26 protein-coding genes are annotated in these 25,570 nt (G+C 64.7%); 12 read left to right on the forward strand and 14 right to left on the reverse strand.

Features of this window, described 5'->3' with window-relative positions:
- Positions 1-8 precede the first annotated feature (8 nt).
- On the forward strand, positions 9-1,679 hold the full coding sequence (locus P9254_RS22990) for an ABC transporter ATP-binding protein (protein WP_278057142.1): 1,671 nt from the start codon (positions 9-11) through the stop codon (positions 1,677-1,679).
- Between the two features lie 20 nt (positions 1,680-1,699).
- Positions 1,700-3,067, forward strand: a complete 1,368-nt coding sequence (locus P9254_RS22995) for an alpha-glucosidase/alpha-galactosidase (protein WP_095823822.1) — start codon at positions 1,700-1,702, stop codon at positions 3,065-3,067.
- A 102-nt stretch (positions 3,068-3,169) separates the two neighbouring features.
- Here P9254_RS22995 and purD read toward each other — a convergent pair whose 3' ends face one another.
- A complete protein-coding gene (gene purD, locus P9254_RS23000; RefSeq protein WP_278057143.1) occupies positions 3,170-4,450 on the reverse strand; it encodes a phosphoribosylamine--glycine ligase in 1,281 nt (426 codons plus the stop codon).
- Between the two features lie 404 nt (positions 4,451-4,854).
- Here purD and ubiA point away from each other — a divergent pair, with 404 nt between their 5' ends.
- Entirely contained in the window at positions 4,855-5,838 is a 984-nt protein-coding gene (gene ubiA, locus P9254_RS23005) for a 4-hydroxybenzoate octaprenyltransferase (RefSeq protein ID WP_278057144.1), read from the forward strand.
- Between the two features lie 164 nt (positions 5,839-6,002).
- Here ubiA and P9254_RS23010 read toward each other — a convergent pair whose 3' ends face one another.
- From P9254_RS23010 to P9254_RS23020, 3 genes are all read right to left on the reverse strand, one after another.
- On the reverse strand, positions 6,003-6,569 hold the full coding sequence (locus P9254_RS23010) for a DUF6101 family protein (protein ID WP_278057145.1): 567 nt from the start codon (positions 6,567-6,569) through the stop codon (positions 6,003-6,005).
- 184 nt (positions 6,570-6,753) lie between these two features.
- A complete protein-coding gene (locus P9254_RS23015) occupies positions 6,754-8,184 on the reverse strand; it encodes an FAD-binding oxidoreductase (RefSeq protein WP_278057146.1) in 1,431 nt (476 codons plus the stop codon).
- A 79-nt stretch (positions 8,185-8,263) separates the two neighbouring features.
- The gene (locus tag P9254_RS23020; protein ID WP_278057147.1) at positions 8,264-9,226 is read right to left on the reverse strand and encodes an L-threonylcarbamoyladenylate synthase; all 963 of its coding nucleotides are present in this window, start codon (positions 9,224-9,226) and stop codon (positions 8,264-8,266) included.
- Between the two features lie 278 nt (positions 9,227-9,504).
- Here P9254_RS23020 and P9254_RS23025 point away from each other — a divergent pair, with 278 nt between their 5' ends.
- Positions 9,505-9,987 (forward strand): hypothetical protein, encoded by a 483-nt coding sequence (locus P9254_RS23025; RefSeq protein WP_127241105.1) that lies wholly within the window; start codon positions 9,505-9,507, stop codon positions 9,985-9,987.
- Positions 9,988-10,044: 57 nt separating this feature from the next.
- On the opposite strand, the gene glyS is transcribed toward P9254_RS23025, so the two are convergent.
- Together glyS and P9254_RS23035 are read right to left on the reverse strand one after the other, a co-directional pair.
- A complete protein-coding gene (gene glyS, locus P9254_RS23030; protein WP_278057148.1) occupies positions 10,045-12,477 on the reverse strand; it encodes a glycine--tRNA ligase subunit beta in 2,433 nt (810 codons plus the stop codon).
- Between the two features lie 69 nt (positions 12,478-12,546).
- On the reverse strand, positions 12,547-12,924 hold the full coding sequence (locus P9254_RS23035) for an endonuclease domain-containing protein (protein ID WP_278057226.1): 378 nt from the start codon (positions 12,922-12,924) through the stop codon (positions 12,547-12,549).
- Positions 12,925-13,199: 275 nt separating this feature from the next.
- On the opposite strand from P9254_RS23035, the gene P9254_RS23040 reads away from it, so the two are divergent.
- Positions 13,200-13,382 carry a hypothetical protein gene (locus P9254_RS23040; RefSeq protein ID WP_095827080.1) on the forward strand — a complete coding sequence of 61 codons (183 nt, stop codon included), beginning with the start codon at positions 13,200-13,202 and terminating at the stop codon, positions 13,380-13,382.
- Here the strand turns inward: P9254_RS23040 and P9254_RS23045 are convergent.
- Entirely contained in the window at positions 13,379-14,323 is a 945-nt protein-coding gene (locus P9254_RS23045; protein ID WP_082954005.1) for a glycine--tRNA ligase subunit alpha, read from the reverse strand. The two genes, P9254_RS23040 and P9254_RS23045, sit on opposite strands and share 4 nt — an antisense overlap.
- 172 nt (positions 14,324-14,495) lie before the next feature.
- On the opposite strand from P9254_RS23045, the gene P9254_RS23050 reads away from it, so the two are divergent.
- Positions 14,496-14,957, forward strand: coding sequence for a GNAT family N-acetyltransferase (locus P9254_RS23050; RefSeq protein ID WP_278057149.1), 462 nt, complete (start codon positions 14,496-14,498; stop codon positions 14,955-14,957).
- 49 nt (positions 14,958-15,006) lie between these two features.
- On the opposite strand, the gene P9254_RS23055 is transcribed toward P9254_RS23050, so the two are convergent.
- From P9254_RS23055 to P9254_RS23075, 5 genes are all read right to left on the reverse strand, one after another.
- Positions 15,007-16,782 (reverse strand): tetratricopeptide repeat protein, encoded by a 1,776-nt coding sequence (locus tag P9254_RS23055; RefSeq protein ID WP_127241110.1) that lies wholly within the window; start codon positions 16,780-16,782, stop codon positions 15,007-15,009.
- A 187-nt stretch (positions 16,783-16,969) separates the two neighbouring features.
- Complete coding sequence (locus tag P9254_RS23060) at positions 16,970-17,386, reverse strand: DUF1284 domain-containing protein (protein WP_278057150.1); 417 nt, start codon at positions 17,384-17,386, stop codon at positions 16,970-16,972.
- Positions 17,383-17,991 (reverse strand): biotin transporter BioY, encoded by a 609-nt coding sequence (locus tag P9254_RS23065; RefSeq protein ID WP_095830456.1) that lies wholly within the window; start codon positions 17,989-17,991, stop codon positions 17,383-17,385. Before P9254_RS23065 ends, P9254_RS23060 begins: the two co-directional genes overlap by 4 nt.
- 211 nt (positions 17,992-18,202) lie before the next feature.
- On the reverse strand, positions 18,203-18,868 hold the full coding sequence (locus tag P9254_RS23070) for a GntR family transcriptional regulator (RefSeq protein WP_066999005.1): 666 nt from the start codon (positions 18,866-18,868) through the stop codon (positions 18,203-18,205).
- Between the two features lie 107 nt (positions 18,869-18,975).
- Positions 18,976-19,989 carry a polyprenyl synthetase family protein gene (locus tag P9254_RS23075; RefSeq protein WP_095801112.1) on the reverse strand — a complete coding sequence of 338 codons (1,014 nt, stop codon included), beginning with the start codon at positions 19,987-19,989 and terminating at the stop codon, positions 18,976-18,978.
- A gap of 162 nt (positions 19,990-20,151) precedes the next feature.
- On the opposite strand from P9254_RS23075, the gene P9254_RS23080 reads away from it, so the two are divergent.
- From P9254_RS23080 to moaB, 6 genes are all read left to right on the forward strand, one after another.
- Positions 20,152-20,376, forward strand: coding sequence for a putative signal transducing protein (locus tag P9254_RS23080; RefSeq protein ID WP_066999078.1), 225 nt, complete (start codon positions 20,152-20,154; stop codon positions 20,374-20,376).
- Complete coding sequence (locus tag P9254_RS23085; protein WP_067327811.1) at positions 20,376-21,170, forward strand: tRNA1(Val) (adenine(37)-N6)-methyltransferase; 795 nt, start codon at positions 20,376-20,378, stop codon at positions 21,168-21,170. Before P9254_RS23080 ends, P9254_RS23085 begins: the two co-directional genes overlap by 1 nt.
- Positions 21,171-21,278: 108 nt before the next feature.
- Positions 21,279-22,136 (forward strand): S49 family peptidase, encoded by an 858-nt coding sequence (locus P9254_RS23090; protein ID WP_067327810.1) that lies wholly within the window; start codon positions 21,279-21,281, stop codon positions 22,134-22,136.
- An 84-nt stretch (positions 22,137-22,220) separates the two neighbouring features.
- A complete protein-coding gene (locus P9254_RS23095) occupies positions 22,221-22,406 on the forward strand; it encodes a hypothetical protein (protein ID WP_066999017.1) in 186 nt (61 codons plus the stop codon).
- Positions 22,407-22,432: 26 nt separating this feature from the next.
- A complete protein-coding gene (locus P9254_RS23100; RefSeq protein WP_278057227.1) occupies positions 22,433-23,314 on the forward strand; it encodes a 4-(cytidine 5'-diphospho)-2-C-methyl-D-erythritol kinase in 882 nt (293 codons plus the stop codon).
- Positions 23,314-23,862: a molybdenum cofactor biosynthesis protein B gene (gene moaB, locus P9254_RS23105; protein WP_067327808.1), complete on the forward strand. Its 549-nt coding sequence runs from the start codon at positions 23,314-23,316 to the stop codon at positions 23,860-23,862. The genes P9254_RS23100 and moaB overlap by 1 nt, the downstream gene beginning before the upstream one ends.
- A 14-nt stretch (positions 23,863-23,876) precedes the next feature.
- Here moaB and P9254_RS23110 read toward each other — a convergent pair whose 3' ends face one another.
- Positions 23,877-24,851 (reverse strand): hypothetical protein, encoded by a 975-nt coding sequence (locus P9254_RS23110; protein ID WP_278055479.1) that lies wholly within the window; start codon positions 24,849-24,851, stop codon positions 23,877-23,879.
- A gap of 194 nt (positions 24,852-25,045) precedes the next feature.
- A complete protein-coding gene (locus P9254_RS23115; RefSeq protein WP_278055362.1) occupies positions 25,046-25,549 on the reverse strand; it encodes a glycosyltransferase family 2 protein in 504 nt (167 codons plus the stop codon).
- Positions 25,550-25,570: the final 21 nt, after the last annotated feature.

Here is a 25,570-nt window from a genome sequence, read left to right on the forward strand (position 1 = left end):
TGGCAGGAATGACGACGATCGCGCTTGCCCAATCCTTCGCTCCCGCCGTCCGGCTCGACCATGACGGACGCCACGACCAGCCGGTCATCGACGCCCGCAACATCGAAGTCGCCTTCAAGGTCGAGCACGGCATCGTCGAGGCGGTGAAGGACATCTCGTTCCAGCTCTATCGCGGCGAGACGATCGCGATCGTCGGCGAATCCGGTTCCGGCAAATCGGTGACGGCGCGCACCGTCATGGGGCTTTTGTCGCGGCGGGCAACGGTATCGCCGACGTCAAGCGTCGACTATCTCGGACACAACATTCTGAAATTCGCCGAGAGCGCCCGGCGCAAGCTGCGCGGCAACCGCATCTCGATGATCTTCCAGGAGCCGATGAGCTCGCTCAACCCGATCTATTCGGTCGGCAGCCAGATCGTCGAAGCGATCAGGGTGCACCGCAAGGTGAGCCGCAAAGAGGCCTGGGCGCGAGCGCTCGAGCTTTTGCGGCATGTCCAGATTCCCGAACCCGAAGCACGCCTCAAGCAGTATCCGCACCAGCTCTCCGGCGGCCAGCGGCAGCGCGTCATGATCGCCATGGCCTTGGCCAACGAGCCCGATGTACTGATCGCCGACGAGCCGACCACCGCGCTCGACGTCACCGTCCAGGCGCAGATCCTCAACCTGATCCGCAATCTGCAGAAAGAAATGCGGATGGCGGTGGTTCTGATCACGCACGATCTTGCCGTCGTGCGCAAATTCTCCGACTATGTCTATGTCATGCAGCATGGCGAGATGCGCGAGCATAACGTCACCGAGCGGCTCTTCGCCGATCCGCAGCATCCCTACACAAAGCGGCTGCTCGCATCCGAACCACACGGCCGGCCGAAGCCGCTGCCCGAAAAGTCCAGCACGATCCTCGAGGCGAACGGCGTGCGCGTCTGTTTCACGCTGCGGCACGGTACGTTCCTGAAGCCGGACTGGCGCGAGCTGGTCGCGGTCGACGATCTCGACCTCAAACTTTGCCGTCACGAGACGCTGGGCCTGGTCGGCGAATCCGGTTCCGGCAAGACCACTTTCGGCCAGGCGCTGCTTCGGCTGGTCGACGCCAGGCGCGGCGAGATCCGTTTCGACGGCCAGCCGATCCAGGATCTCACGCGCGCCGAGATGCGGCCGCTGCGCTCGCGCATGCAGATCGTCTTCCAGGATCCGTTCTCCTCGCTCAACCCGCGCATGACGATCGGCCAGATCATCGAGGAAGGCCTGGTCGTGAACAGGATCGGGGCCACACGGCGCGAGCGGATCGAGCGGGTGCGTGAGGCGCTGGTCAGCGCCGGCATGCCCGGCGATATCCTGTCGCGGTTTCCGCACGAATTTTCGGGCGGCCAGCGGCAGCGCATCGCGATCGCGCGGGCCATCGCACTGGAGCCGGAATTCATCCTGCTCGACGAGCCGACATCGGCGCTCGATCTTTCCGTCCAGGCGCAGATCATCGACCTGCTGCGCAAGCTGCAGGACGAGCGCGGCTTGAGCTATCTCTTCATCTCGCACGACCTCAAGGTGGTGCGGGCGCTCTGCCACCGCGTGATCGTCATGCAGCACGGCAAGATCGTCGAACAGGGGCCCGTAGACGAGGTCCTCACCAGTCCCAAGACCGCCTACACCGAACGGCTCGTCCGGGCCGCTTTCGACGTGGCGTGACCATATTCCGGAGGCTCACAGTGGCAAGAAATCCCAGGATCACCTTCATCGGCGCCGGCTCGACGGTGTTCATGAAGAACATTGTCGGCGACGTGCTGCAGCGCCCGGCGCTGTCGGGCGCGACGATCGCTTTGATGGACATCAACCCGCAGCGGCTGGAAGAGAGCGCCATCGTCGTCAACAAGCTGATCGCGACCCTCGGCGTGAAGGCGAAGGCCGAGACCTATTCCGACCAACGCAAGGCGCTGTCCGGTGCCGATTTCGTCGTCGTCGCCTTCCAGATCGGCGGTTACGAGCCCTGCACCGTCACCGACTTCGAGGTGCCCAAGAGATATGGCCTGCGCCAGACGATCGCCGACACGCTGGGCGTCGGCGGCATCATGCGGGGCCTGAGGACGGTGCCGCATCTGTGGAGGATCTGCGAGGACATGCTCGCCGTCTGCCCCGACGCGATCATGCTGCAATACGTCAACCCAATGGCGATCAACACCTGGGCGATCGCCGCGAAATTCCCCCAGATCAAACAGGTTGGGCTCTGCCATTCGGTGCAGGGCACGGCGATGGAGCTGGCGCACGACCTCGACCTTCCCTATGAGGAGATCCGCTACCGCGCAGCTGGCATCAACCACATGGCGTTTTACCTCAAGTTCGAGCATCGCCAGCCGGACGGCTCCTACCGCGACCTCTATCCCGACCTTGTCCGCGCCTATCGCGAAGGCCGCGCGCCGAAGCCCGGCTGGAACCCGCGCTGCCCCAACAAGGTGCGCTACGAGATGCTGACCCGGCTCGGCTATTTCGTCACCGAAAGCTCGGAGCATTTCGCCGAATACACGCCCTATTTCATCAAGGAAGGTCGCCCCGACCTGATCGAGAAATACGGCATCCCGCTTGACGAATATCCGAAGCGGTGCATCGAGCAGATCGAACGCTGGAAGGGTCAGGCGGAGGCCTACCGCTCGGCCGACCGGATCGAGGTCGAGCAGTCAAAGGAATATGCCTCCTCGATCATGAACTCGGTGTGGACCGGCGAGCCGTCGGTCATCTACGGCAATATCCGCAACAATGGCTGCATCACCTCGCTGCCTTTAGACTGCGCGGCGGAAGTGCCGTGCCTGGTCGATGCTTCCGGCATCCAGCCGACCTATATCGGCGAGCTGCCGCCGCAGCTGACGGCGCTGATCCGCACCAACATCAATGTTCAGGAATTGACGGTGCGAGCGCTGATGAGCGAGAGCCGCGAGCACATCTACCACGCGGCGATGATGGACCCGCACACGGCGGCCGAGCTCGATCTCGATCAGATCTGGTCGCTGGTCGACGACCTGCTTGCAGCGCATGGCGACTGGTTGCCGGCCTGGGCGCGACCGGGCAAAAGCAAGGCTGCCTGATTAGAGCAATTTCAGAAAAAGTGTGAAGCGGTTTTCCGTCCGAAATTGCGTCAAAACAAAGAGACACGACATTTCGCCGTTTCCGTGAAACGGTGAAATGTCCTATTTGCCGGTCTGCTCGCGCTCGACGGCGCGCCAGCCGATGTCGTGGCGGAAGAAACCCTGCGGCCAGTCGATGCGGTCGAGCGCGGCGTAAGCTCGTCTCTGTGCCTCCCCGACGGTGGTGCCGGTTGCCGTGACGTTGAGCACGCGGCCGCCATTGGCGACGAGCGCGCCGCCGTTGATGGCGGTGCCCGCGTGGAAGATTTCGGCGCCGTCGCTGGCGGCCTCGTCGAGACCACGGATCACCGAGCCCTTTTCCGGCGTGCCGGGATAGCCCCTCGCCGCCATCACCACGGTCAGTGCCGCCTCGTCGCTCCAGCGCGCCGACATATGCGCGAGCTGGCCGTCGACGGCAGCGTTGAGCAGGACGAGCAGGTCGTCCTTCAGCCGCATCATCAGCACCTGGCATTCGGGATCGCCGAAGCGGGTGTTGTACTCGATCAGCTTGGGGCCTTGGTCGGTGATCATCAAACCGGCGAAGAGGATGCCGGCGAAAGGCGCGCCGAGATTGGCCATGCCGCGCATCGTCGGCTCGATGATCTCGCGCATGGTGCGCTCGGTCATCTCGGGCGTCATCACCGGCGCCGGCGAATAGGCGCCCATGCCGCCGGTGTTCGGACCGGTATCGCCGTCGCCGACGCGCTTATGGTCCTGCGCGGTGCCGAAGGGCAGCGCGGTGGCGCCGTCGCAGAGGCAGAAGAAGCTCGCCTCCTCGCCGGTCAGATATTCCTCGACGACGACCTCGGCGCCGGCGGAGCCAAAAGCGCCGTCGAAACAGGCGTCGAGCGCGGCAAGCGCCTCCTCCAGCTTCATGGCGATGGTGACGCCCTTGCCGGCGGCAAGGCCGTCAGCCTTGATGACGATCGGCGCGCCCATCTTTTCGACATAGGCCTTGGCCGCGGCGAGATCGCCGAAGCGGCCATAGGCTGCGGTCGGGATGTTGAACTTGGCGCAAAGATCCTTGGTAAAGCCCTTCGAGCCTTCGAGCCGCGCCGCCGCCTTGGAGGGGCCGAAGACGCGGATGCCCCAGGCGCGCAAATCATCGGCAATGCCAGCCACCAGCGGCCCTTCCGGACCGACCACGACGAGGTCGATCTTCTTCTCCTGGCAGAAGGCGGCCACAGTGGAGTGGTCGGCGATGTCCAGCTTGACCAGTTCGGCGAAACGGCCGATGCCGGGATTGCCGGGCGAAGCATAGAGCTTCGTCAGCAGCGGCGACGCAGCGATCTTCCAGGCAAGCGCATGTTCGCGGCCGCCGGAGCCGAGAAGAAGAACGTTCATGGCCACCTCTTGCTGATCGTCTCCCCGAACCCGCTATTGGTCCAAGGGCGACGGGTCAAGGCATCTTGGCGTTTCGGGGGGCGATTGCACACGGGAAGATTGCCCACATCAAGACGCAATGAGGCAATTTGCCGATGGGAAACCGATCCCGCCCGGCCCAATCCAAAGTCGACTCAGCTCCGGAAAACGACAGGGAACCAGTCCTCGCGCAACTTCTCAACGGGCTTGATGTGCTTCCCATGCAGCGCATTGTTCTCGCCCACGACGCGCGCCTGCGCCTATCGAAGGCGGCACTCGCCTTCATCGAGACAGCGAAAGCATGGTTCGCCAGTCACGATGTTTTCACTGCCTGAGCGACAACGCGGCTGCTTGACGGCGCCCATCGCTGCTGCCACTCCAGCACGATGGAAACCATCCAGTCGAAAGCAGCCCAGGGCCGCGTCGCGGACGCGCCGAGCGGCCATTGGGTTTACCGGGTGCTGCCGCGCTGGCTGTGGCCCTATGCGCAGCTTGCGCGCTGGGACCGGCCGATCGGCTGGCAGCTGCTCTTGTGGCCCTGCTGGTGGTCGGCGGCTCTTGCGGCCAGCGCCTATCCGCGGCCGACGGATCCGCTGCTGACGCTGTTGCCCGCGCCCTGGTACCTGTTCCTGTTTTTCATCGGCGCCGTCGCCATGCGTGGCGCCGGCTGCACCTACAACGACATCGTCGACGAAGACATCGACAACCAGGTCGAGCGCACCCGCTCGCGGCCGCTGCCGGCCAGCAAGGTGAAGCGCCGCCAGGCCTGGGCGTTTCTGATCATCCAGGCGCTGGTCGGGCTCGCAGTGCTTTTGCAGTTCAACAGCTTCGCCATTCCGCTCGGCATCGCCTCGCTGGCCATTGTCGCGATCTACCCGTTCATGAAGCGCATCACCAATTGGCCGCAATTCGTGCTCGGGCTCGCCTTCTCCTGGGGCGCGCTGATGGGCTGGGCGGTCGAGTTCGGCGATCTCGATGGCCCCGCCATCATGCTCTATATCGGCTCGATCCTGTGGGTGATCGGCTACGACACGATCTACGCGCATCAGGACAAGGAAGACGACGCCATCGTCGGCGTGCGCTCGACGGCACGCCTGTTCGGCGACAACACCAAGACCTGGCTCATCGGGCTCTATGGCGGCACGCTTGCCTGCTTCGCCATCGCCTTTGCCTCGGCTCAAGTGCCGATGCCGGCGCTGGCCGGGCTGATTGCCGCCGGCGCGCATATGGCGCGCCAGATCATCCGGCTCGACATCAACGATCCCGATCAGTGCCTGAAGCTGTTCAAGTCGAACAACCAGGTCGGCTGGCTGATTTTTCTGGGGCTGATCGGCGGGGCGTTTTGGGTGGTGCTGAAGCCGCTGGTGTAGCGCCTCTCCTTCTCCCCTTGTCGTGGGAGGGTGGATCGGCGCGCAGTGCCGAGACGGTTGAGGGTGTTTCAGCGGAGTGAGAGCTCGGCGTTTCCTGGAGAACCCCTCATCCGTCGCCTTCGGCGACACCTTCTCCCACAGGGGGGAGAAGGGAAGGGTCGCTGCTATTCGCGCGCGATAATCTCCTCACCGCCGACGGCGAGACGCAGGCCGAGATTGCCGGTCCTGCGGCGGGCGAGGAAGCGCGGGCGGCGCATGTTGGAGACACGGCCCTGGCGGCGTTCCTGCGGCGGCAGCGCTTTGATTGCGGCGCCCAGCGATTCCTCCAGCGTGCGGGCGACGCCGTCGGCCTCGATCAGAAGCATCGGCAGGCGATAGGCGTCGGCCCAGGCGCGCCAGTCGGCGGCGACGTCGTCGAGATCGTCGGCGACCAAAAGCGGCACCGACAGCATCGGATCATTGTGCAGAAGTTCCAAAGTCACGGTGACATTGCCGTCCGGATCCTCCATGGCGCGGGCGGCGACACCACGGAAGGCATTGGCGGGCAGCGCGATGATCGCCGGCACGCCGCTCATCTCCAGCGTGCGGCGAATGACGGCGCCGCGCGGGTCGATGGTGAAGGTTACATCGCCATAGTCGTCGCGCGTGGCATAGCTTACCATCTGCGGCAGGCGAAACGGGTCGAGACGCATGTTGCGCCCCGCCCAGACTGGCTTCAGTCCAGTGTTCATCGAATGCCTTCCTGTTTCTCCTGAGGGCCGTTTTCCGGTTCTCTCCGGGCCGGTTTTTCCGGCCTCGTTATGCGGGAAACATTAGCGCTCGCTTCTTACCGCCGCGCTTAAGAAAGTCAGTTAAATTTTGCTGATCGGAGCCGATGGTTATCGGAATGCGACCAGCCACAAGATGTTGGAAGAATTAGATAACCTTACCGGGATTCATGATGCCGGCCGGGTCGAAGGCCGCCTTCACCCGGCGCATCAGATCGATCGCCATTGGCGGGGCCGTGGCGATCAGCTCGTCGCGCTTCAATTGGCCGATGCCGTGCTCGGCCGAGATCGAGCCTTGGAAGGAACGCACGACATCGTGCACGGCCTTGTTCATCGGGTGGTAGAGCTCAAGGAACGGGTCGTCCTGCCAATCCAGCGGGCGAGAGATGTTGTAGTGAAGATTGCCGTCGCCCATGTGGCCGAAGCAGACGACGCGGGCGCCGGGACAGACAGTCTGGACCACGCCTGCCGCCTTTTCGATGAACTCCGGGATCGAGGCGATCGGCACCGAGATGTCGTGCTTGATCGAGGCGCCCTCCGGCTTCTGGCATTCGGGCAGCGTCTCGCGGAAATTCCAGAAGGCGTCGCCCTGGGCAAGACTTGCCGACACCACCGCATCGCCGACGATGCCCTGCTCGAGGCCGGCCGAAAGAATCTCCTCGATCAGCGCCTTGCCATCTTCTTCCGAGCGACCTGAAGAGACCTGCATCAGGGCATACCACGGCCAGTCATCGGCCAGCGGTCGGGTGATCCCTTGCCCATGCTTAAGCGTGAAGTCGTAAGGCCGTTTGGCGATCAGCTCGAAAGCCGTGAGCGAAGCACCGGCGCGATCCATCGCCAAGCTGAACAGCGAGAGCGCTGCCTGGGGCGACGACAGGCCGGCGAAGGCAACCTCCCTGCCCTTCGGCTTCGGAAAGAGCTTCAGCACCGCGGCGGTGATGACGCCGAGGGTGCCCTCGGCGCCGACGAAGAGGTTTTTCAGATCGTAGCCGGTGTTGTCCTTCTTCAGCTTGCGCAGATCGTCGAACACTTCGCCGGTCGGCAGCACCACTTCGACGCCAAGGCAAAGCTCGCGCGCATTGCCATAGGCAAGCACGCCGGTGCCCCCGGCATTGGAAGAGAGATTGCCGCCGATCTGGCAGGAGCCTTGGGCTGCAAGCGACAGCGGGAACAGCCGGTCGGCAGCGTCGGCCGCTTCCTGGAGCGTCTGCAGGATGACGCCGGCCTCGGCGGTGATGGTGTTCGACAGGACATCGATTTCGCGGATGCGGTTCAGCCGCGACAGCGAGAGCACGATGTCGCGGCCGGACTTGTCCGGCACTTGGGCGCCGACCAGCCCGGTGTTGCCGCTCTGCGGCACGACCGGCGTGCCGGTCTCGGTCGCGAGCCGCATGATACGGCTCACTTCCTCGACGCTGCCTGGCCTCAGCACCAGCGGTGTCCGGCCATGCCAGAGGCCGCGCCGTTCGGTGATGTATGGCGCGATGTCAGCCTGATCGCGCAGCGCGTATCTGTCGCCGACGATGGCAGCGAAGCGGTCGATGAGGGCAGGATCGAGGTCGAAGGGCTGGTCGTTCATGCGCCCAAACCTAGAGCAATTCCAGGAAAAGTGTGAAGCGGTTTTCCGTCCGGAATTGCGTCAAAACAAAGAGATAGGCTCAGTCGATCTTGTCACGCGGGGCGGCGGCGCGCGCGAGCCGGTCGTTGATCGCCTCGCCCAAGCCGTCGGCCGGGATCGGCTCGACGGCGATAGTGGGCGCGCCGCTGCGGTCGAGCGCCTGCATATAGGCGAACAGATTGGCGGCGGCCTCCCGCAGATCCCCCGCCTCGGAAAGATTGCGCAGCGCCACGGCATCCTGCCAGCCTTCAGCGCGAGCGCGGCCGAAGGCGAGCAGCGCCTCGCCGCTTGCGATCTTGCCGACGTTGAGCCGCATCAATGCGCCGGGCGCGTAATGCGAGGCGAGCATGCCGGGCGCCTGGATTCCGGCAGCACCGCGCATCAGCTTTGCGCCGGCCGCCTCTTCAATGTCCCCGGCAGCGATGCCGCCGGGTCGCAGCAGACGCAGCTTGCCGTCCTCGATCTTGACGATGGTCGATTCCAGGCCGACGGGCGTCGCGCCGCCGTCGACCACCAGCTTGATCTTCCCGCCGAGATCGGCCGACACGGCCTCGGCCGTCGTGGCGCTGATCCTGCCGGAGGAATTGGCGCTCGGCGCCGCGAGCGGCCGGCCCAATCTCGCGATCAGCTCGCCGCCGAAGCCTCTCGGCATGCGCAGCGCGATCGTGTCAAGCCCGGCTGTGACGAGCGGATGGATGCCGTTTTCCGCGCGCTGCGGCAACACCAGCGTCAGCGGACCGGGCCAGAAAGCTTCCGCCAGCTTTGTTGACAATAGATCGAATGTAGCAATGCGGTTTGCCATGGCGAGGTCGGCGACATGGGCGATCAGCGGGTTGAAGCGCGGGCGCCCCTTGGCCTCGAAGATACGCGCCACGGCAGCCCCATTGGTGGCGTCACCTGCCAGTCCGTAAACGGTCTCGGTCGGGATGGCGACAACATCGCCGCCTTCGAGCAGCGCCAGCGCCCTTTCCATCGCCTCGCCGACGCCAAGTATCTCAGCCAAATTCACCACCGATCCTGAACATGCCGGTCCCGTAATACGGCGTGGAAGCAGGGGCAAGGGCGGGCATTGGCGATTTATCAATCCCTAAAATGTTAAGTTTCCGCGCAAGCCGGCATCAATTCGCCGACGCTAGGGTGCGGATTTCCGGTTGGTGGGCTCGGAGAGCTGTCGTGATGCGTATGCCTTGCTTTGATGCAATTGCGGACGGAAAGCTGTTACGTCTCTTTCCTGGAATTGCTCTAGGAGCGGTCGTTATCGGTCTTCTGACGACGAGCGGCTTGGCACAGGCTTCGTCCATCGTCGTGCTCGGCGCGGCGACCTCGACGCCATCCATTGTCAGGCTGGCCGCGATCGAGCCCGGCAAGGCTACACCGTCAGTTGTGGCGCTCGGCGAGCCGGTGCCAGCCGTCACCGATGAGAAAGTGGCCGCGATCCCGGAGAAATCCGGACAGAGGCACGCGCAGCCGCCGACGATCATTCGCGGCGGCATCGTCGGCGGCGCCTCGGCGACGCCCGCGGCGACTGCCCCGGCCAAGGAGGCCGCGACACCGGCAAACGGCACCGCGCCCGCCGGCACGCCTCCCAACGGCACGGCTGCGGCCACGCCCCCCAACGGCACGGCTCAGGCTGCCGCCAACGGCGATACCAACGCTTCCGAGAACAACCCCGCCACGACGGCAACCGCGTCTGACGGCGAGACCCAACCGGAAGTCCAACCGGAAGCTGCCTCGACGCCGCCGCGGTTCAGCAAGGCGATGTAGGCGCGACGGTCTTCCGCGCCTTACGGAGCATGCAGCTTCCGACCGGCATTCTGGCTGTCAGCCGACGATCTTTGAAAAATCGGCGACCTGGTCGGTGGCGGCGCGGATGCGAGCAAGCAGGGCCAGGCGGTTGGCGCGCACGGCCTGGTCCTCATCATTCACGAGAACCCCTTCAAAGAATGAATCAACCGGTTCACGCAAGACGCTAAGCGTCAGCATGGCGGCGGAAAAATCTTCGTTTTGAATCGCTTGGCCGGCTTCCTTCTCGGCCTGATTCACCGCGGCAGACAGCTTCTTTTCCGCATCCTCGCGGAACAGCGCCGGCTCAACAATCTCGGCGACCCGTGTTTTCTTCTTCTCCTCGGCAGCCAGGATGTTGGCGGCGCGCTTGGTACCGGCAAGCAGGTTCTTGCCATCCTCCGTGTCGAGGAACTTGCCCAGCGCCTCGACGCGGCGAACGATCTGCAGAAGGTCGTCGGACTGCGGCGTGATGACGGCGTCGATAAGATCGTATCGTGCACCGCTTTCGCGGAGATATACCTTGAGGCGGTCATGCAAGAAGCCTAGGAGATCCGAAATTTGTGCGGCATCGCCGGCGAAGCTCGCAAAGGCGTTGGCGAAGACCGATGTCAGTCCGAGGCGAATGCGGTTCTCGATCAGGATTCGGACCACGCCGAGTGCAGCTCTTCTGAGCGCGAACGGATCCTTGCTGCCTGTCGGCTTTTCATCAATCGCCCAGAAGCCGGTCAGCGTGTCGAGCTTGTCGGCCAGCGCGACAGCAATCGACACCGGGTCGGTCGGCACCCGGTCGGACGGGCCTTGCGGTTTGTAGTGCTCCTCGGCGGCCGCGGCCACCGACGGATGCTCGCCTTGGAGCAGCGCATATTTGCGGCCCATGGCGCCCTGCAATTCCGGGAACTCGCCTACCACCTCGGTCTGCAGGTCGGCCTTGGCGAGCACCGCGGCGCGGGCGACGAGCGCGGTAATCTCCCCCCTCGAGGGGGAGATGTCGCCAGAGGCGACAGAGGGGGTCGTCTCGCGTGGAGTGCCAACCTCTTCCCTCTTCGAAAGGCCAGAATGCGTCGCACCAGCCGAAGCGACCCCCTCTGGCCTGCCGGCCATCTCCCCCTCAAGCGGGGAGATCGACTTCGCCACCGTCGGCGCCAGCTCCTTGGCCAACCGCTTGATGCGCTCGACCCGGGCGCCCTGCGTGCCAAGCTTGGCATGGAAGGTCACATTGAGATGGTCAAGGCGCGCCATGCGCTGGTCGAGCGGCTTCTTTAGATCCAGCTCGAACTTCGCCGCCGACTCTTGCAGCGTGCCGAGGTCGGGCAGGTCGCCCTGGTCGGTCTTCCAGAAATAGAGGGCGTCTGAGAGACGCGCCCGCACCACCTTGCCATTGCCGTAGGCGATCTCTTTGCCGCCGTCCTTCGCCTCGATATTGGCAACCAGGATGAAGCGGTCGGAGAGTGGCGATTGGCCAATCTCCCCCGTTGAGGGGGAGATGCCCGGCAGGGCAGAGGGGAGTGCCTCGCGCTGAGAGAACGGCGGGACGGCACCCCCCTCTGTCGGCCTCGCCGACATCTCCCCCTCTAGCGGGGAGGTTGGGCGCGACGTGACGAAGCATTTCTGATTGGCGCGAATGGTTAGGCGAATGACCTCGGCCGGGATGGTGAGAAAATCCTGCTCGAACTCGCCCATCAGCACGACCGGCCACTCGACCAGGCCAGAGACCTCTTCCAGCAGGCCCTCGTCCTCGACGAGATCGAGGCCGTTGGCGAAGGCGACATTGCGGGCATCGGCCAGGATGATCTCCTTGCGCCGGTCGGCATCAAGCACGACCTTGGCCGCTTCGAGCTTCGCCACATAGTCGTCGAAGCGGCGCACGGTGATCGGGCCCGGTGCATGGAAGCGGTGGCCGTAGGTGACGTTGCCGGAGCGGATGCCGTCGATCTCGAAGTCGACCACCACCGGCTCCTCGGTCTCCGGGCCGAAGGTGCAGACGATCGATTGCAGCGGCCGCACCCAGCGCAGCGAGCCGGGCTTGGCCGAGGCCGCGCCCCAACGCATCGATTTGGGCCAGGGAAAGTTCTTGATGATGCCCGGCACCAGCTCTGCGATGATCTCTTCCGCCGCCCTGCCCGGCTTCGAGATGTGGGCGACGTAGAAGTCGCCCTTCTTGGGATCGGAATGGACATGCGCCTCGGCGATCGACGAAAGGCCGGCCTTGCGCAGAAAACCCTGCACCGCCTGGTCGGGCGCGGTGGTCGAGGGGCCCTTGATCTCCTCGCGAATGTCCTTCGAGCGCGCCGTCAGCCCGCGCACGTCCAGCGCCAGGCGGCGCGGCGTCCAGTATTCGCGCGCCGCCTCATAGGTCAGACCCGCCTCGACCAAGCCGTCGGTCAGCATCTTGCGAAGATCGCCATTCGCCTTGCGCTGCATGCGCGCGGGGATTTCTTCCGAGCGGAGTTCTAGGAGTAGGTCAGGCATCAGTTAGCTCCTTACCCTCCCCTTGATGGGGAGGGTCGGCGCGCAGCGCCGGGGTGGGGTGGCGGCGTTTCAGCCGCCAGCACCTTCGGCACCATCGCGCAGACCAAGGTGTGATTTTCGTTTTTCCACAGCCGCATAGATTGTATCGAGAACGGAATCCAGTTCGTTTTTTATCTCGTGGTTCCAGAAGCGGACGACGCGATAGCCCTGGCTCTCAAACCATCTCGTTCGGACTGCATCATGGCTCTGCTGGCCATCAAAGCCATGTTGGAAGCCATCCACCTCGATGATCAGCTTCAGCCGATGGGAGATAAAGTCAGGATAGTAACCGCCAACCGACGCTTGTCGACGAAAGTGCGTTCCTTCGACCGGAATACGCCAGAGGTGCCGCCACAGCCTGCGTTCCTCCTCGGTCATTGCCGCGCGCACGCTTCGTGCGGACTGCAGCTTGAACCGATCAAGTTTGGCATAGGGAAGCGCCCGTCACCCCACCCGCCGCTTCGTGGCGACCTCCCCCATCAAGGGGGAAGTAGAGGGCGCATAGCAACTCGGCTCGCGCCTGTCACCCTGCCTGCCGGTCGGCAGTTCGAGCTATTTCAGGAAATTTTCAGTTCTTTGTCGGGACGACACGAGCCCACCCGTCATAGGAACAGACACCCCATGAACCAAACACAGTGCTGAAGCGACCAACGCTCAGACGGAGAACTATTGGCTGCACGACCATGAAGACGGCATCGAGAATCCTGCAGATCCTGGCACTGAGCGCCTGCTTCGCCGCCCAGATGCATGGCACATTCTCGATGCCGGGCGTGCGACAGGCACTGCGGACGATCGATGCCGCGACAGTCCAGATCACGTTGCCGACGGCAGCCGCCGCCGAGATCGCCAGCGTGACTTTGGGCTAAGTCGCCAGGCCGCCCGCGCGCGTCTGCAGGAACGCCTCTCCGCAAGCCTTGGCAAGGTTGCGCACGCGCAGAATGTAGCTCTGGCGCTCGGTCACGGAAATCACGCCGCGGGCGTCAAGCAGATTGAAGACGTGGCTGGCCTTGATGCACTGGTCATAGGCGGGGAAAACCAGACGGTGCATCGACGAATTGTCGTTCGACGCCGGCGCGCCGGCGGCGAGCAGCGCCTTGCACTCGGCTTCGGCGTCCTCGAAATGCCGAAGCAGCATCGCCGTGTTGGCGAATTCGAAGTTGTGGCGCGAATATTCCTGCTCGGCCTGCAGGAACACGTCGCCATAGGTGACCTTCTCAGGCCCCTCGCGGCCGTTGAAATTCAAGTCATAGACATTGTCGACGCCCTGCACATACATGGCGAGGCGCTCGAGCCCATAGGTGAGCTCGCCCGCCACCGGCGCGCATTCGATGCCGCAGACCTGCTGGAAATAGGTGAACTGCGACACTTCCATGCCGTCGCACCAGCACTCCCAGCCGAGGCCCCAGGCACCCAGCGTCGGGCTTTCCCAATCGTCCTCGACGAAGCGGATGTCATGCAGCAGCGGATCGACGCCGATGGCTTCCAGCGAACCGAGATAGAGTTCCTGCAGGTTCGGCGGGTTCGGCTTCAGGATCACCTGATATTGATAGTAATGCTGCAGCCGGTTCGGGTTCTCGCCGTAGCGGCCGTCCTTCGGCCGGCGCGACGGCTGCACGTAAGCCGCGTTCCAACGCAACGGGCCGAGCGCGCGCAAGGTGGTGGCGGGGTGGAAGGTGCCGGCGCCGACTTCCATGTCGTAGGGCTGCAGGATGACGCAGCCGTAAGCTGCCCAGTAGTTGTGCAAGGTCAGGATCAGCCCCTGGAAGGAGCGGCTGGGATGCATGTGGGCAGGGATCTCGACGGTCACGGCGGCCTCGGAAAGCGCTGGGAGTGGGCTTTCCCTAGTTGCCGGGCCGGCAAGCGTCAAGGCAGGGCGCCGCATCGAGGAGAGGTTGAACGCTTTGCCGGCGGGTGGCCCATTGCCGGCCGCTCACGCGGGCCGTTTGCTTCGGCGAGCCGCAACGACAAAGGTTCCCGCCATGCTCGGTCAACTCACCGTCCGCCCCGTCACCCAGCAGGATTACGAGCAGTGGCTGCCGCTCTGGGACGGCTACAACGAATTCTACGGCCGCTCGGGCGAGACCGCGCTTGCCGGCGAGATCACCCGGATGACCTGGTCGCGCTTCTTCGACGCTTACGAGCCGGTGCATGCTCTGGTGGCCGAGCGCGACGGCAAGCTTCTCGGCCTCGTCCATTATCTCTACCACCGCTCGACCACCGCGATCGGGCCGAACTGCTATCTGCAGGATCTCTTCACCTCACAAGCCGCGCGCGGCCAAGGCGTCGGCCGGGCGCTGATCGAAGGCGTTTACGAGCGCGCCAAAGCCGCGGGCTCGGGTCGCGTCTACTGGCTGACGCACGAGACCAACCACACCGCCATGCAGCTCTATGACAGGATCGGCGAGCGCTCGGGGTTCGTCGTCTACCGCAAGATGTTTTGAAACGTTGCGGGGCTCCCAAGGGCCCCGCCAAACTGCAGAAATGTGCGCCTCAGCCCTTCGGCGCCGCGGGCGGGACCGGTTTCACCTTCGGCGTTTCCTGCGCCGTGTTGGACTCGATCGGCGGCAGGCCCTTCAGCAGCTTCTGCTGCAAGGTGGCGAGCACATCCGGGTCCGGCTTCAGGTCGCGTGCCTGGGTCCACTGGAAGGTCGCTTCCAGCTTGCGGCCGACGCGCCAATAGGCGTCGCCCAGATGGTCGTTGAGAACCGGATCCTCGGGCTTCAGCGACACGGCGCGCTCCATTTCGCGCACGGCGTCGTCGAAGCGGCCGAGGCGGTAATAGGCCCAGCCAAGCGAGTCGACGATGTAGCCGTCGCTTGGCCTGAGATCCACGGCCTTCTGGATCATCGCCAGGCCTTCCTTGAGGTTCGTGTTCATGTCGACCCAGGAATAGCCGAGATAGTTCAGAACCTGCGGCTGGTCGGGCTGCAGCTCCAGCGCCTTGCGGAAATTGGGCTCGGCCTTCGGCCATTCCTTCAACCGCTCATAGGCGATGCCGCGCTGGTAGAAGATGTTCCAGTTGGCGGCAGTCGGCGTCTTCAGCTGTTCGACCGCCTTGTCGTAGAGATTGGCAGCCGAACGGTAGTCCTCCTTGGAGGAGTAGACGCCGCCAAGCGCCAGGTAGCCGCGCATGTCGGTCGGGTGCGCATCGACGTAGCCCTTGAGATGCGCGATGGCTTCGTCGTGACGGTCGATGTCGGCAAGGTTCAGGCCAAGCTGCAGCTCAGAAAGCTCCTTCAATGGCGAGGAGGCCGGAATGCGCCGATAGAGCGCGATCGCGCCTTCGCCGTCCTTCAGCTGCTCGGCGACGGCGGCCAGCTGCACGAGGGCGGCGTCGCTGTCCGGCTTCAGCGCCAGCGCATATTGCAGATAGAGCCTAACGAAAGGCTCGCCGCCGCCACGGTTGAGCGCGGTGGCGAGGTCGAGCAGGATTTCCGAGGCGCCGTCGGCCGGGGTAGCGACCAGGGGCTCGATCTTGTCGCCTTTGCTGATCCTGTCGCGCAGCGTGGTGATTTCGAGCTTGCCAGGCGCGAAGGCTTCGGCCTGGTTCAGCACCGCCATCGCCTTTGTCTTGTCGCCCTTGCGGGCGAGGAACGAGGCATAGGCCTGGGCATTGCGCATCCACGTCTCGGGCGCGGAGCCGCCGGCGGCGGTATCGGCCAGGGTGGCGGCATAGATCTCATCGGCCTTGGCGGAAAGGCCGGCGGCGTCGGCGATGAGGGCGCGATGGAAGGACTTGAACAGGCCGAACCAGTCCGGCCCCTTCAGCTTGTCGATCGAAGCCATCGCCTCGGAGGCATCGCCCGCGCCTTCCTTGGCCCAACCGTCCATGACGCCGGAGAGCAGCCGGTCGAGATCGGATTCGAGCGACAGCTTCAGCCAGTACTGAGCCTTGGCGTAGTCCTTCTTGTGGAAGGAATCGACGGCAAGCGCCAGACGCGAGAAGCGCTCGACATCGGGAACTTCCTTGAGCTTGTCGGCATAGACCAGCGATTCCTCGAAGCGGCCCTGGGCGACCAGCGCCAGCATGAGGCTCTGCTGCAGCTCGGTGTCATTGGGGGCAAAGGCCAGCGCCTGCTTGTAATAGGCGATGGCATTGTCGAGATCGTTGTCGCTTTCGGCAATATGGGCGGCAAGATAGGCGCCCGAAAAGGACGTGATCTGGACCGGTTGGGAGTTTTCCTTGGCATGGGCAGGCAGCACCGACAGCGCCACACCCGCTAAAAATGCCAGCCTCGTCAGCCAGCGCGCACGTCCTTGCCGCATTGTATCCCTTTCAGCCAGACGCGATCCCCCCTTGGCGGACCGCCCATAGAGTCGATGTTTTCCCGACAAAGCATGGCCTTTTTGGGGTCAGGCTTCAATCCGCAGCGAATCACAATGCAATCATCGGGCTTAAAAAATACGGCGTGCATCCAAAAAGTCCGGCGCGGGAAGCCGCAGACAGCGCCGCCTAAAGACGCGTATCTTGGAATCCGCTGAGGGCAACCGCGCTGCACAGGTCGGACCATTCGCAGCCCGAGCACGCCTGACGCGTCAGGCCGGCGGAAAACGCCTTGCGCATCGGCGCCAGGCTGGAGGCATCCAACACGAGCCGGTCGCCGGCCCGGACGGGCCGGCCGAGGAGAGCGCCGACGTCGCGCGCCCCGAGCCCGTCGCGCTCGGCGGCGCCTTCGCCCAGGCAGTGCGGCTCGCGCTCGTCCAGCATCGGGGCGCAGATGTCGTCCGGCCCGGACACGATCAGGACCGCCTCGCCCTCGCCCAGCCGCTTCACCACATTGTCGTAGTTGGCGGTGAAGGCGGGCGAGTAGCCTTTGCCGACATAGGTCAGCAGGCAGAGCAGATGATGGGCGCGCAGCCTGACAGTCATTGCGTCTTTGACGAGCGGTCGCGCGGTTCGGCTCGATAGGTGGAAAAGAGCTTCAGCGTCGCGGCGCCCAGCGCCGACTTCAGAAGGCCGCCGACAATGAAGGGTAGGAAGCCGAAGGTGATGGCCTTCTCGGCGCCGATCATGGCGGCAAGCCAGGCCGTGCCGAGAACCAGGCAGAGAAGGTTTCCGATGAGCATGGCGGCGAAGGCAAGCATCACCCGATTGCCGTTCCAGCCGCGCTCGGCCAGCCAGCCGACGATCGCACCGACGATCGGGAAGGAGAAGAGATAGCCGCCGGTCGGGCCCATAAAATGCTGCACGCCGGCCGCACCGCCGGCCAGAACCGGGAAGCCGGCGGCACCCTCGACAAGCCAGGCCGCGATGGTGAGCGCGCCGAAGCGCCAGCCATAGAGCGCACCGACCAGCGTCACCGCGAAGGTCTGCATGGTCACCGGAACCGGCACCATCGGCACCTCGATGTAGGACGACAGCGCCAGGAACAGCGAGCCGAGGACGACGGCGCCGAACTGCCAGGCAACGGAGCGGCTGTGCAGTTGGAGCGGGCTGAAGGAAGACTGGCGGGTCGAAACGGCGATGTTTGTCACGGTGAGGTCCCTGGTTGAGTTGAAATTATAGATAATTCCTGCAATCGATCTATTATCGAATCCATATTTTTGCGGAGATGGCAAGCGCTGCCTTCGCGGAGGCAGATCGCAGGAGCGAAGAAGCTGAGCCGTTCACCGGGTTCTGGGGCGCGCAAAACCGACATTTGAGTGCGATTGAGCGCAGAAAGGCAGCTGTGTCTGCGTTCTCGCGTTAGCCGACAATGGCAAAGGCGTCGCGAGTCCTGCCGGAAGCGGTCTTGACCGGTTTTTGGCCGATCCATTGCACATGCCGGCCGAGCGTGGCGGCGGCCGATTCCGTGTTGCCTTGCCTCAGCGCGCTCAGGATCGCCCGGTGATCCTGATCGGTGCGGGTCTCCCATTCGGAGCGCCAGGCGGCGAACAGGAAACGCGCGCTTGCGGCATGCAGGTCGTCGATGGTGGAAAGCAGGCGCGGCATGTTGCAGGGCGTCAAGATCAAGCGGTGGAAGGTGCGATTGGCCTCCTCCCAGGAGCGGACATCGCGGGATTTGTCGCCCGCCTTGGTCGCCTCCTCGGCGCGGTCGAGGATCGCCGGCGTCAGATGCGGCGCGGCGTGGCGCAGCGCCAGCACTTCGAGCGCCGCGCGCATCTCGGCCACTTCCCTGACCTCGCCGAGGTCGAAAGCGGCCACACGCACGCCGCGGCGCGGCTCGCTGATCGCCAGACCCTGCGCCTCGAGGCGGCGAAAGGCCTCGCGCACCGGCACGTGGCTGGTGCCGAATTCCTCAGCGACATGGTCCTGGCGCAGCCGCGATCCTGGCTCGATAACGCCCGAAATGATGCGGTCCGCCAGTTCCTTGCTGATGCGGACGGCGATCGTGTCCTCTGTGGTGGCCATGTTTTATAGATAATTTGCTGAGCTGCCGTTTGTCGAGACGGCCAGAGCGGAATCACAGGCGCCCGCCCGGCGGACGCCAGGCGATGCCAAGAAGAACCGACAGGCGCTCAGTTGACGCGGCTGATGCAGAAATCGATGACGTCGATCAGCGCCGATTTCTGCGGCGTCGCCTCCAGCGGCGCGAGCGCGTCGCGGGCGATCTCGCCGAAGTGACGGGCGCGGCCAATCGTGTCGGCGATGGCGCCATGGCGGGTCATCAGACCGATCGCCTTTTCGAGCCCGGCATCGTCGGCGACATTTTCCTCGATGGCGCGCTTCCAGAAGGTGCGCTCGGCCTTGGTGCCCCGCCGATAAGCGAGGATCACCGGCAGCGTCACCTTGCCCTCGCGGAAATCGTCGCCGACATTCTTGCCGAGGTCCTTGCTGGAGCCGCCATAGTCCAGCGCGTCGTCTATGAGCTGGAAGGCAAGGCCGAGATTCATGCCATAGGAGCGCAGCGCCGCCCGGTCGGTGCGGGAAGCGAGCGCGATCACCGGACCGACCTCGGCGGCGGCCGAGAACAGGGCGGCGGTCTTGGCCTTGATGACGGCGAAGTGCTCGTCCTCGGTGGTCTCCAGATTCTTGGCAGCCGCAAGCTGCATCACCTCGCCCTCGGCGATGATGGAGGCGGCGCTCGACAGGATGTCGAGAGCCTCCAGCGAGCCGACTTCGACCATCATGCGAAAAGCCTGGCCGAGCAGGAAGTCGCCGACCAGCACGCTCGCCTGGTTGCCCCAGATCATGCGCGCCGTCTTCTTGCCGCGGCGAAGCGCGCTCTCGTCGACGACGTCATCGTGGAGCAGCGTCGCGGTGTGCATGAATTCGACTGCGGTGGCGAGCTTGACGTGCCCCTCGCCCGCATAGCCGAACATCTGGGCGGCGGCGAGCGTCAGCATCGGCCGCAGCCGCTTGCCGCCGGACGAGATCAGGTGGTTGGCGACCTCCGGGATCATCTCGACGTCGGAGCCGGCCTTCGACAGGATCAGCTCGTTGACCCGTCCCATGTCGGCTGCCGTCAGGTCGATGAGATCCTGGATGGAAGCAGGTTCCCGCTTGCCTTCGATATTCAGAACGACACCCACCACGATCACTCCCGTCTCATTGACGCGCCCGACAACACCCTGGTCCCGGTGGGACTCTAGGTCGGCACAACCGCGCACGGCAAGAGGCGAATTGGCGCGGTTTGGCTGGCGCTGGGCGGCCCCGGCGTTTACATGAGCGCCGCAACCTGCGATTTTCATTCCATGATCGAGCTTGTCCGCACCAACGACGCCGTCCTCATCTCCTTCGTCGAATCGCTCATGCGCGACGCCGGCATCGCCTGCTTCGTCGCCGACCAGAACATGAGCGTGCTCGACGGATCGATCGGCATCCTGCCCAGGCGCGTCATGGTCGATGCCGAGAAAGCCGATGCCGCGCGGCGCATCCTGAAGGATGCCGGCATCGAGAACGAGATCCGCCGGCAATAATGGCAGCATCAACCGCCCTCGCCCCGGACACGCCGGCCCACACGGTCGACGCCTTCCATCGCGGGCGCTTCTGGCTGGTGCAGCCGCGACAAGGCCACCGTGCCGGCATGGACGCCATGATGCTGGCTGCTGCCGTCCCGTCCGGCTTTTCCGGCCGGCTCGCCGATTTCGGCGCGGGCGCCGGTGCGGCGACGCTCGCCGTGCTGTCGCGCTGCCCTGAGGCACACGCGGTTCTGGTCGAGCGTTCCGAGGAGATGGCGGCCTTTGCCGCCGCCACGCTTGCCCACCCCGGCAACGCGCATCTCGGCGACCGCGCCTCGGTGCTTAAGGCCGACGTCACGCTTGCGGGACGGGCACGGCACGGAGCCGGACTTGCCGACAATTCGTTCGACTTCGTCGTCATGAACCCGCCCTTCAACGCGGCACAAGACCGCGCAACGCCGGACGCGCTGCGCAGAGAAGCGCATGTCGCGGAGGACGGCCTGTTCGAGCGCTGGATCAGAAGTGCGGCCGCCGTCGTCAAGCCGCGCGGCGGACTGGCGGCGATTGCGCGGCCGGAGCAGCTTGTCGCCATCCTGGATGCGATGGAAGGCCGCTTCGGCGATGCCGAGATGCTCTGCGTGCACCCGCGCCCAGACGCGGCGGCGATCCGCATCGTCGTCAGGGCGGTGCTCGGCGCGCGCGGAAAACTGTCGATCCGGCCTCCGCTCACCTTGCACGGCGCATCCGGCAACGAGCCGACGGAGCGGACCGAAATGATCAACAACGGGCTGGCGTCGCTGTTCGGCGATTGATCAGAGGCCGGCGATGCGGCATTGCCGTTGCGCGGCGAATTCCTACATGCCCGGGAGCAAGGATGAGGTCTGACCTTGCTCTAGCATCTCTTGTGGAGACAAGCTTTCGTGAAACGCTTCTTCAACCGCCTGCTGCCGAAATCCTGGCGCTCGACAGTCGTCACCATTCCGGTCATCCGGCTGCATGGCACGATCATGCCCGGCGGCGGCCAGTTCCGGCCAAGCCTGTCGCTCGCCTCGACGGCCGGGCTCATCGAGAAGGCGTTCGGCTTCGACGCGCCGGCGATTGCGATTTCGATCAACTCGCCGGGCGGCTCGCCGGTGCAGTCGCGGCTGATCTTCAAGCGCATCCGCGACTTGGCGGCAGAGAAGGACAGACGAGTGCTCGTCTTCATCGAGGATGTGGCGGCCTCCGGCGGCTACATGATCGCAATCGCCGGCGACGAGATCTTCGCCGACCCTTCCTCGATCGTTGGCTCGATCGGCGTCGTCTCCGCCTCCTTCGGCTTCCCGGAGCTGATGAAGAAGATCGGCATCGAGCGGCGCGTCCACACCGCGGGCCAGAACAAGGCCGTGCTCGACCCCTTCAAGCCGGAAAAGAGGGAAGACGTCGAGCGGCTGAAAGCCTTGCAGCTCGAAGTGCACGAGACCTTCATCGATCTCGTCAAGGAACGGCGCGGCACCAAGCTCAAGGACGACCCGGATCTGTTCACCGGACTGTTCTGGACCGCCAAAAAGGGTCTCGAGCTCGGCCTCGTCGATGCGCTGGGCGACATGCGCAGCGTGCTCAAGACCCGTTTCGGCGAAAAGACGCAGCTCAGGCTGATCACCGCGCCGCGCGGGCTTTTCGGCCGTTTCGGCTTGTTCGGATCGCGTTTTTCGGCGCCGGACATCGCCGCGGCCGCGGCCAGCGGCGTCATCGATGCGGCGGAAGAGCGCGCGCTGTGGGCGCGCTTCGGGCTTTGAAAAAGCCATGATTGCGTCTAGCATGGCCGCTTGACCGACCCATCCGGCCGGCCTTGCCGCGAGAAACGCGGGAGGAGTTGTGAGATGCCGCAGATCATTTTCTTCGTTGTCGTCGGCGCCGCCGCCTATTTCGGTTATCGCGCTTTCGTACGCGAGGCCGAGCGCGTGACGGCCAAGATCCGGCGCACCGAGAAGCAGGCGGCCAACGGCACGATGGGAACGCTGGTCAAGGATCCGAAGACCGGCGAGTACCGTCTGGCTAAGGACTGAACACCATCTCGCCAGCAGCCGACATTCTGGAGGCCGAGGCCAAGTCCCGGACATGGCTTGCGCCTGCCAAGATCAACCTCGCGCTGCACGTCACCGGACGGCGCGCCGACGGTTATCACCTACTCGACAGCGTTGCCGTGTTCACGCGCTTCGGCGACCGGCTCGAGATCGAGCTGGCGCAAGACGATGCGTTCTCGGCGTCTGGTCCCTTCGCCGCCGGCGTGCCAATCGATGGCGACAATCTGGTACTCAAAGCGCGCGACGCGTTGCGGCGGGAAGCCGGCGCGCAACAGGCGCCACCAGTCGCCATCCGGCTGGAGAAGAACCTGCCGGTCGCTTCCGGCGTCGGCGGCGGCTCGAGCGACGCGGCGGCGGCGCTCAACGGCCTTTCGCGCCTCTGGGAGCTCGACATCGGGGAGGCGGGGCTGGCGCGGATCGGGCTGACGCTCGGCGCCGATCTCCCGATGTGCCTCAAGGCAAGGCCGCTCATTGCGCGCGGCATCGGCGATGAACTGTCGCCGCTGACGGAGTTTCCGGCGCTTGCGCTGGTCCTCGTCAACCCGGGCGTCGCCGTTTCGACACCCGAAGTATTCAAGGCGCTTTCCGGACCTGACAATGCGGCATTGCCGCCGCTGCCCGGCCGGCTCGATTTTCACGGCATACGCAATTGGCTGGACACGACGCGGAACGATCTCGAACCTGCCGCTCGCGCCATCCAACCGGCGATTGGCGATGCGCTCAAGGCGCTGGAAAAAGCGGGAGCCGCCTTTGCCCGCATGTCGGGCTCCGGCGCTACCTGCTTCGGCCTGTTCGAGACTGGCAATGTCGCCAAGCGCGCGGCGATCGACATCCGCCGCCGCCATCCCGGTTGGTTCGTGGCCGCGACGCGCAGCATGGAGACCGACTGATGGCCAACGAAAGCCGCCCCTTCATCCCGGTGCGCATCGCGGTGCTGACCGTTTCCGACACGCGCAGCCTGGCCGAGGACAAATCCGGGCAGATATTGGCCGACCGCATCGCAGAGGCTGGCCATATACTGGTGGCTCGCGACATCGTCACCGACGACCGCGAGAAGATCCGCGAAAAAGTGCTCGCCTGGTCGAGGGATGAAACGGTGGACGTCGTTATCACCACGGGTGGCACCGGCTTCACCGGCCGCGACGTAACGCCGGAAGCGCTGGAGCCGATTTTCGAAAAGCGCATGGACGGCTTTTCGGAAGTCTTCCACCGGATTTCCTATGACAAGATCGGCACATCGACGATCCAGAGCCGGGCGACCGGCGGCGTCGTCAACGCCACCTTTATCTTCGTGCTGCCGGGCTCGCCCGGCGCGTGCAAGGATGCTTGGGACGGCATCATCAAGGCGCAGCTCGACTACCGGCACATGCCCTGCAACTTCGTCGAGATCATGCCGCGGCTGGACGAGCACCTCAGGCGCGGCGGCAAGCCGGAGTAGCGGCCCCGTCCGGCTCAGCGGATGACCGGCTCGCCGTGGAAGCGGCGGCGCGACGGCCGCGAGACGCCGAAGCCGATTTCCATCATCAGCCGCGGCGTATGCGTCGGCACCGTTCCCATATGGAAGCCGAACGGATCCTCGACGAAGCCGAGGCCCGCCTCGCCCGTCAGCGTCGCAGCGCTTTCCGGACCGTAGACGTCCAGCACGTCTTCCGCGGGGTGGCCGACCAGAAGCGTGAGCTGGTGCTTGAGCGCGCGGCGCCTGTGGCTGCCGCGGACATAGACATGCGGGCCGGTGCCGGCGTCGACCGGCACCAGATAGAAGAAGAATTTCAGCATCCGCCAATCGTCGAGATCGAAATGGTATTTGCCGAGCGAGGCGAGATTCTTGTCGGCATCCGAGGCCTTGCCGGTCGGAAAGCTCCACCACACGCGCGTCGTGATCAGTTTCGCCTGGCCGCCGAGATAGTGCTGCGCGACCTCGAGGAGCAGCGGATCCCGCTGGATGGCAAGCGCCGCCGGGCAATCGAGAATGCGTTCGAAATAATGCCCGCTGAGCAGCGAGCGGCCGAAACGCTTCTCCGCCTCGGCATGGTCGCCCGGCATGAATTCGAGACGGCGGTCGAAATTGCCGAAACAGGGCGTGCGTTGCGCAAAAACGGCGATCTCCTCATGGATCGCCGACGGCAGCGTGAACCCCGAAAACAGTCCATCGGAGCGAAGCGCCGCGACCACCGCCTCGCGATCGACGCCGGCAAACATCGTCTCTCCCGCATTGTCGAGCGGGCGAACGCGTCTGGCGCCTAGCCAGTGCATGCGGCGCCCCGGCATGGTGCGCGCCAGCACGAACATCGGCAGCCAGGCCGGATTTTCGCGTAGATCTTTCAGATAGGTCGGGATGCGCACGGCGATGCGCCTAAACAGGCTGCCATTACGAGCGATCGCCTCCAGGCTGGCCGCGCCTGAATTGTCTGGAGTACCAAGGTTCATCGGGTTCCTCGTATGCATGGCGTCCGACGAAGCGCCAGCCGTCTGCCGCTTCATCGTCACCCAATCCCGATTGTCCCGCTTCAAGCAGATGCTAATCCACTGCAGGTTTTTGTGCAATGCACAATAGAATGGGCCGGCAAAGTTCGCGGCCTTTTTCTCTCTTTTCGCCTTCTGGAGAGAAGGAGGGCATGCGCTCACTTCGGCGGCGCCACCCAGATTTCGGCAATCAGCCTTCTGGTGGCGAGGCCGCGCGCCAGGGCTTCGGCGCTGCGGGCGCTTTTCGCCAGCACCGTGGCCTGGCGCTTGCTGATGACAAGCCCTTCCTCCAGAGCCCGGTTGCCCGAAAAAACCCGGACCAGAAACGGCGTGCGATTGCCGCGGGCGCGTGAAAAACGCGCCGGCATCGTCTGCCTCGCCGCGTGAGCGACGACGTCGTCGATCCAGCCTTCGGCGAGCCGGGCGCCGGGTTCCAGAAGCAGGAGCCAGTCGCCCTTGGCCTGGCCGATGCCTGTTGCGATGCCGCCGGCGACGAGGTGGCAGCCGGCATGCTCGGCGACGCGATGCGTCTGGTCGGTCGAGCCGGTGTCGCAGACGATGACGTCGCGCACCACGCCCTCGACCGCGCCGCCGATCAGCGAGGCCAGCGTGCGGGCAAGGCCTTCTTCGTCGTTCCTGGTTTCGATGAGGACGCTGAGCATTTTAGCCGAATAGCGGAAAGC

The sequence above is a fragment of the Mesorhizobium sp. WSM4983 genome (assembly GCF_029625765.1).
Taxonomy (GTDB): domain Bacteria; phylum Pseudomonadota; class Alphaproteobacteria; order Rhizobiales; family Rhizobiaceae; genus Mesorhizobium.